Source organism: Pseudomonas ovata (assembly GCF_003131185.1).
Lineage (GTDB): Bacteria > Pseudomonadota > Gammaproteobacteria > Pseudomonadales > Pseudomonadaceae > Aquipseudomonas > Aquipseudomonas ovata.
Genome location: NZ_QFFU01000016.1, coordinates 119,703 through 126,097 on the forward strand (window position 1 = coordinate 119,703; position 6,395 = coordinate 126,097).

The following is a 6,395-nucleotide window of genomic DNA, read 5'->3' on the forward strand; positions in this document are numbered from 1 at the left end:
TTTTTTTTCGCCGCCAGATTGCTCAACCCGGCAGTTGGATGCGCTTCTTGGTTTCGGTGAACAGAGCCCAGCACGAGATGAACAGGGCTGCGATCAAAGGGCCGATGACGAAGCCATTGAGGCCGAATACCGACATGCCGCCCAGGGTGCTGATCAGGATCAGGTAGTCGGGCATGCGGGTATCCCTGCCGACCAGCACGGGGCGCAGCACGTTGTCGACCATGCCGATGACCAGCACACCGAACAATGTCAGCACCACGCCTTGCCAGATCATCCCGCTGGCCACGAAGTACACCGCCACGGGTGCCCAGACGATGCCTGCACCGACCGCTGGCAACAGCGACAGAAACGCCATGATCACCGCCCAGAGCAAGGCGCTGGGAATGTCCAGGAACCAGAAGATCAGACCGCCCAGGGCGCCTTGGGTCACCGCCACCAGGACATTGCCCTTGACCGTGGCACGCACCACCCGGTTGAACTTCAGTTGCAGGCGACGCTTGTGCTGTTCGGCCAGAGGCACGGCATTGCGGATCTTGCGCACCAGTTCCTGGCCATCGCGCAGGAAGAAAAACAACAGGTACAGCATGATGAAGAAGCCCACCACGAAATCGAACGTGCCCTGGCCAAAGCTGAACGCCTGGGTGGCCAGGTACTGGCTGCCTTGCATGGCGCCCTTGGCAATCTTGTCACGCAGGCCGTTGAAATCGCCCATGCCCATGCGGTCGAGCAGGTTTTGCCCGGACGCCGGCAGCATGCCCTTGAACTCGTTCAGGTAGCTGGCAATGTCCAGTTGGCCGCTTTCGATATTCTTGTAGAGCAGTGCCCCTTCCTGAACCAGCATGGCGCTGATCACGATGACCGGCAAAATGGCAATGATCAGGCATATGGTCAGGGTAATCAGGCTGGTCTGGTTACGCGACCGGCCAAAGCGCAGTTGCAGGCGCCGTTGCAGGGGCGAAAAGATGATCCCCAGGATCACGGCCCAGAATACGGCACCGTAGAACGGCAGCAGGATCCAGATAAAGGCAATGGTGACCAGTGTCACTAACAACAGCAGGGTCTTGTTTTGCAGGTTGGTTTCGTTCATGTCTCATCCATGTCGTCAGGACGGGCGCTATGCTCGCTCTAGAGCCTTAGTCAGCCGGGACAGATACGAGTGCCGTAGGTAATGGCAATTCGCTGGATTTAACAGGAACGGCGGGGGCCGGAGCACCCGCACCGTTTGGATTCAGACCCGGAACTGTGTCGCCAGGGCACCCAGGCGCTGGCCCAGTTCGGCCAGGCTGCGCGAAGTCTGTGCACCCTGACGGGTTTCATCGGCAACACTGTCCACGGCCACGGCGATCTGGTGCACGCTGCGGTTGATCTCTTCGGCCACGGCTGTCTGTTCTTCGGCAGCACTGGCGATCTGGGCATTCATCGCGTTGATGGTCGCGATCAGTTCACCGATGGTGACCAGCGAACGGCCGGCCTCATTGGCCTGCACCGAGGTGCCGTCGCCAGCTTCACTGGAGCGGCGCATGGCCCCGACCGCCTCGGAAGTGCCCTGCTGCAAACGGGCAATCATCGCCTGGATTTCCTGGGTGCTTTGCTGGGTGCGACTGGCCAGGGCCCGGACTTCGTCGGCCACGACTGCAAAGCCACGCCCGGCCTCCCCTGCCCTCGCGGCTTCAATGGCCGCATTGAGGGCCAACAGGTTGGTCTGCTCGGCAATGGAACGAATGACACCGAGTACACTGACGATCGAGGAAACATCCTGCTGCAGGCTGTCGAGTGAGACACCGCTCTTGCGGATGTCATCGACCAACGAGTGAATCTGCGCGATGCTGCCGTCGACCACACGTTTGGCCGCACGGCCTTGCTCGTCGGTCTGTTGTGCTGCGGTGGAGGCATTCTGCGCGCTCTTGGCGACTTCCTGGGCGGCAGCGGACATCTGGTTGATGGCGGTGGCCACCTGGTCGGTTTCGTAGCGCTGCCGGTCCATGGCCACCTCTGAACGCTGCGCCTGCGATGACACCTCGGCCACCAGCCCTGTCAGTTGCGTGGTCACTTCGGTCATCTGCCGCACCAAGCCATGAATCTTGTCGACGAAGCGGTTGAAGGAGCCGGCCAGTTCGCCCAACTCATCCTGGCTGGTGATTTTCAGGCGTTTGGTCAGGTCACCCTCACCGGCGGCAATGTCGTCCAGATTGGCCTTCATCAGGCGCAAGGGACGCAACAGGGTGCCGCTGACCACGACACCCACCATGCTGATGATCACCAGCAGCAGTACGGTGATGCCGACAATGCTGTAGAGCATTTCCTGCAAGCGGGCCTCGATGCCTTGCCGGACCAGGACGACCTGCGCTTCGATACCGTCCAGGTTGACCGCGCTGCCCACTATCAGGTCCCATTTGGGCAGGTATTCGGTGTAGCCCACCTTCGGCACCGGTTCGGTCTTGCCTGGCAGGGCGGAGGCGTAGCGCACATAGTGAGTGCCGTTCTTGGCCACAGCAACCAGTTCGCGATTCAGATAAATGCCATTGGGGTCGCGGACATCATTGAAGCTTTTGCCCAGCCCATCGGTGCTGTTGCTTCGAAAGATGCGAATCACCTCGGAGTTGTAGCCGAACAGGTAGCCATCCTTGCCGTAGCTGACGGCCGAAAACAACTTGATGGCGCTGGCCTTGGCGGTCTCGTCCCCCGGCGCTGCCGCGTCGTACATCGGCTTGATGGCACTGATGGCAATCGACACATGATCCTTGAGGTTGGTCTTGGCTTCTTCAAGCAGGCGCTCACGTGTATCGCTGACTTCCAGCTCGGCTTGTTGCTGGAGAATATAGACCGTGGCAGCGCTGATGATCAGAGCGAACAACAGCACAGGCACGACGGCCAGTAACAGCACTTTGGCTTTGAGATTTAGACGCATGAGAAATGCCTTGTGGTTATTGTTGTTGTAAAAACCCAAGCTCTTGAGTGGTTATCGGCTCCTGTGCTGACAGGTTGAGGGATTTGAAGATTGAAAACGCTCAATGGCAGGTGTTCAGGATGAAAGGCGCTCCGGCAGATCAATGCGTACCTGCAAGCCCCCCATCGGACTTGCCAGCAACTGTAATGTGCCTCCCCAGGCTTCGACGATGTCGCGCACAATTCCCAACCCCAAGCCGTGCCCGCGGGTCTGCTCATCCAGGCGTGTGCCGCGGCTGAAGACCGCCTCGCGGCGCGACTCGGGAATTCCCGGTCCATCGTCCTCGACCAGCAGCCAGGTGCCCCGAGGGCTCTGGCCCAGGCCCAGGCGCACTTCACTGTCGGCCCATTTACAAGCGTTGTCCAGCAGGTTGCCGAGCAGCTCAAGCAGGTCCTCGCGATCCCAGAGCAGAAACAACCCTGCGGGTACCTCATAGGTCAGTTGCAGGTGTTCGCCGTGAATCATCTGCAGGGTGGAAAACAGCCCCGGCAGTTCCAGGTCGCAGTCGAAACGGGCACCCGGCAAGGCATCGCCAGACAGGCGGGCACGATTGAGTTCACGCTCAAGACGTTGCTGGATCTGTTGAAGCTGCTCTCGCAGCGTCTTGCGCAATGCGGGATGGGTATCCAGTTGCTGACTGGACGCCAGGCTGAGCATGACCGCCAAAGGTGTCTTCAAAGCATGGCCAAGATTGCCCAATGCGTTACGCGAGCGCTTTAGGCTGTCTTCGGTATGGATCAACAGGTGATTGATCTGGTCGACCAGAGGCGCAAGTTCCAGCGGCACCTGATTATCCAGTTGCGAGCGTTGCCCTTGCTGCAGTTGGGAAATCTGCTCGCGGACGACGTTGAGCGGACGCAGCGCCCGACGCACGGTGACGCGCTGCAGGATAAGCACGAGGATCAATGCCGCCAGGCCCAGCCCCATGCCGATCTGCTGCATGCGCTGGAAGCTCTTGCGTACCGGCGTGTAGTCTTGGGCCACGGTAATGGATATGGGCTGGCCGAACTTGCGATAGTCGGCCGTCAGCATCAACAGCGACTGGCCGGTATTACCCAGCTCAAGATTGGCATGCAGGCCGTTGGCTTGCGGCTGTGGCAATTCAAAGTCCCACAATGACCGCGAGCGCCAGTGCCCATCGGCAAAATCGACGCGAAAATAGTGCCCGGAGAAAGGCCTGTGATAGGCACCCGACAACCGCTGCTCATCCAGCTGAAAGCCTGCCGGACCACGCACCAGCGCGGCCAGCAGGTTTTCACTCTCATTACGTAAGCCGGACTCCAGATAACGCTGCAGGCCCACCTCGAACAGCCACAGGCTGGTCTGCGCCATAATCAAGCCAATCACCAGCATGACGGCGATCAGGCCAAGGCTCAGGCGACGCTGGATCGACCTCAAGCGTCCGTTCCGCCGAACAGATAGCCCTGGCCACGGCGGGTTTCGATCACGGCCCGGCCCAGTTTGCGCCGCAGATGATTGACGTGCACCTCGATGACATTGGAGTCGCGCTCGTTCTCGCCATCGTAGAGATGCTCGGACAGATGGCTCTTGGACAGGATCTGCTCGGGGTGCAGCATGAAATAGCGCAACAGGCGAAACTCGGCGGACGTGAGCTGGATGTCGACGCCGTCACGCGATACGGATTGCCGGCCTTCATCCAAATGCCAGCCTGCCGATTCCAGTTTCGGTTGATTGGCCAAGCCTCGTGCACGACGCAGCAATCCCTGAATACGCAGTTGCAGCTCTTCAGGGTGAAAAGGCTTGGTCAGGTAATCATCGGCCCCGGCCTTGAGCCCTTCGATACGCTCCGACCACGAGCCGCGGGCGGTGAGTACCAGGACCGGCGTGGCGAGGCCGTTGGAACGCCAATGCGCCAGGACTTCCAGGCCGGGTACGCCAGGCAATCCAAGATCGAGCACAATCAGGTCGTAGGGCTCGCTCAGGCCCTGGTACTGGGCATCCCGGCCATCAGCCAGCCAGTCCACTGCATAGCCTTGTCGTGTCAGCGTCGATAAAAGCTCATCGGCAAGCGGGACATGGTCTTCCACCAGCAGCAACCGCATCAGTCATCTTCCTCATCTTTAAGCAGTCGACTATCGCGGGCATCGAACTTGAGTTCGCGAACAATGCCCTGGGTTGTCAGCAGCTCGAATTCGTAGACGTAGATTCCGTTTTTCTCTTCCAGTTCGGCCTCCAGCAGGCGCGAGCCAGGATGACGCGCCAGAGCTTGCTCGATGAACTGTTCCAGCGGCAGGATAATGCCACGCTGGCGCAGTTGCAGGGCCTCGTCCTGGTCCAGATCCCGCGCTTGAGCACATGTACACACTGCAATCAGCCCGAACAGGGCCAAGTGACGCTTGTTGAAGCTCATTAGTCATCCTGATGATTCTTGCGAATCTTGCCGGTTGCGGCATCGATTTCCAGATCCCAATCAACCCCCTTGGCATCACGCAGGTCGAGTTGGTACACATATTTACCGTATTCGTTTTCCAGCTCGGTGTCGGTAATGGTGGCACCCGGGTGGGCTGCCAATGCTACGGCGTTGAGCTTTTCAAACGACTGAATGATACCGGTCCCTTGAAGCCTCAGCGCTTCGTCCGGCCCGATGTCATGTGCGACAGCGAGTGTGGCGGTCATGGCTAGGACAGGGATGCCCAGCCGTGTTGCAAACGTTTTCATCATTGGCTCCATGAGTGGAATGGCTATTCACGGGTCCTACGATAGCGCTGCCAACTTAACTCAAACTGAATGGTTCTGGCCACCTGCCATCAACCTTGAGCGGTACGTGCGCGTGGTGCTCATGGTGTTTCAGGTCTTTGCTGTTAAACTCGCTTCCTGCATTTCGTTTATAGAGTCAAGATTTTGGAAATTTTCAAGGAATTTACTTTCGAGTCCGCACACCGCCTTCCCCACGTCCCTGAAGGTCATAAGTGCGGGCGCCTGCACGGGCACTCGTTCCGGGTCGGTATCCATCTGTCTGGTCCGGTTGATCCTCATACCGGCTGGATCAGGGATTTTTCCGAGATAAAAGCGATCTTCAAGCCGTTGTATGAGCGCCTGGATCACAACTATCTCAATGACATTCCCGGTCTGGAAAACCCGACCAGTGAAAACCTGGCGAAGTGGATATGGGTTGAGCTCAAGCCACTGCTGCCAGAGCTTAGCGCTATCAGAATCCACGAAACCTGCACCAGCGGCTGCGAATATCGTGGTGATTGAGTGGTTCGTTTGTAACAAGACCGCCTCTTGAGGCGGTTTTTTTGTATCAACAAAAACTGCCACCTGAGCGGATACTTTCCTTCGCGCAAAGCAAAACCCCCGATCGCAAAGCGATCAGGGGTTCTGGGTTTGAATCTTGACGATGACCTACTCTCACATGGAGAAGCTCCACACTACCATCGGCGATGCATCGTTTCACTGCTGAGTTCGGGATGGGATCAGGTGGTTC

At 58.6% G+C, this 6,395-nt stretch carries 7 protein-coding genes, 1 rRNA gene and 1 pseudogene; 1 reads left to right on the forward strand and 8 read right to left on the reverse strand.

Going from position 1 to position 6,395, the window contains the following annotated elements:
* Nucleotides 1-22: 22 nt before the first annotated feature.
* The 7 genes and pseudogenes from DGA31_RS19820 to DGA31_RS19845 all read right to left on the reverse strand — a co-directional run bounded on the left by DGA31_RS19820 (nucleotide 23) and on the right by DGA31_RS19845 (nucleotide 5,626).
* Nucleotides 23-1,087 (reverse strand): AI-2E family transporter, encoded by a 1,065-nt coding sequence (locus tag DGA31_RS19820; protein ID WP_109513703.1) that lies wholly within the window; start codon nucleotides 1,085-1,087, stop codon nucleotides 23-25.
* Nucleotides 1,088-1,228: 141 nt separating this feature from the next.
* Nucleotides 1,229-2,059, reverse strand: coding sequence for a methyl-accepting chemotaxis protein (locus DGA31_RS30860; protein WP_421957990.1), 831 nt, complete (start codon nucleotides 2,057-2,059; stop codon nucleotides 1,229-1,231).
* A gap of 27 nt (nucleotides 2,060-2,086) precedes the next feature.
* A pseudogene (locus tag DGA31_RS30865) lies at nucleotides 2,087-2,908 on the reverse strand (cache domain-containing protein); the annotation flags it as partial.
* Nucleotides 2,909-3,022: 114 nt separating this feature from the next.
* The gene (locus DGA31_RS19830; protein ID WP_109513704.1) at nucleotides 3,023-4,345 is read right to left on the reverse strand and encodes a sensor histidine kinase; all 1,323 of its coding nucleotides are present in this window, start codon (nucleotides 4,343-4,345) and stop codon (nucleotides 3,023-3,025) included.
* Nucleotides 4,342-5,010 (reverse strand): response regulator transcription factor, encoded by a 669-nt coding sequence (locus tag DGA31_RS19835; protein ID WP_056836976.1) that lies wholly within the window; start codon nucleotides 5,008-5,010, stop codon nucleotides 4,342-4,344. The genes DGA31_RS19830 and DGA31_RS19835 overlap by 4 nt, the downstream gene beginning before the upstream one ends.
* On the reverse strand, nucleotides 5,010-5,318 hold the full coding sequence (locus tag DGA31_RS19840; protein WP_056836974.1) for a PepSY domain-containing protein: 309 nt from the start codon (nucleotides 5,316-5,318) through the stop codon (nucleotides 5,010-5,012). The genes DGA31_RS19835 and DGA31_RS19840 overlap by 1 nt, the downstream gene beginning before the upstream one ends.
* The gene (locus DGA31_RS19845) at nucleotides 5,318-5,626 is read right to left on the reverse strand and encodes a PepSY domain-containing protein (RefSeq protein WP_109513705.1); all 309 of its coding nucleotides are present in this window, start codon (nucleotides 5,624-5,626) and stop codon (nucleotides 5,318-5,320) included. Before DGA31_RS19845 ends, DGA31_RS19840 begins: the two co-directional genes overlap by 1 nt.
* Nucleotides 5,627-5,809: 183 nt before the next feature.
* Between DGA31_RS19845 and queD the strand changes: the two genes are divergently transcribed.
* Entirely contained in the window at nucleotides 5,810-6,166 is a 357-nt protein-coding gene (queD, locus tag DGA31_RS19850; RefSeq protein WP_082481450.1) for a 6-carboxytetrahydropterin synthase QueD, read from the forward strand.
* 134 nt (nucleotides 6,167-6,300) lie between these two features.
* Here queD and rrf read toward each other — a convergent pair.
* Nucleotides 6,301-6,395: ribosomal RNA gene (gene rrf / locus DGA31_RS19855) — 5S ribosomal RNA — on the reverse strand; the annotation flags it as partial.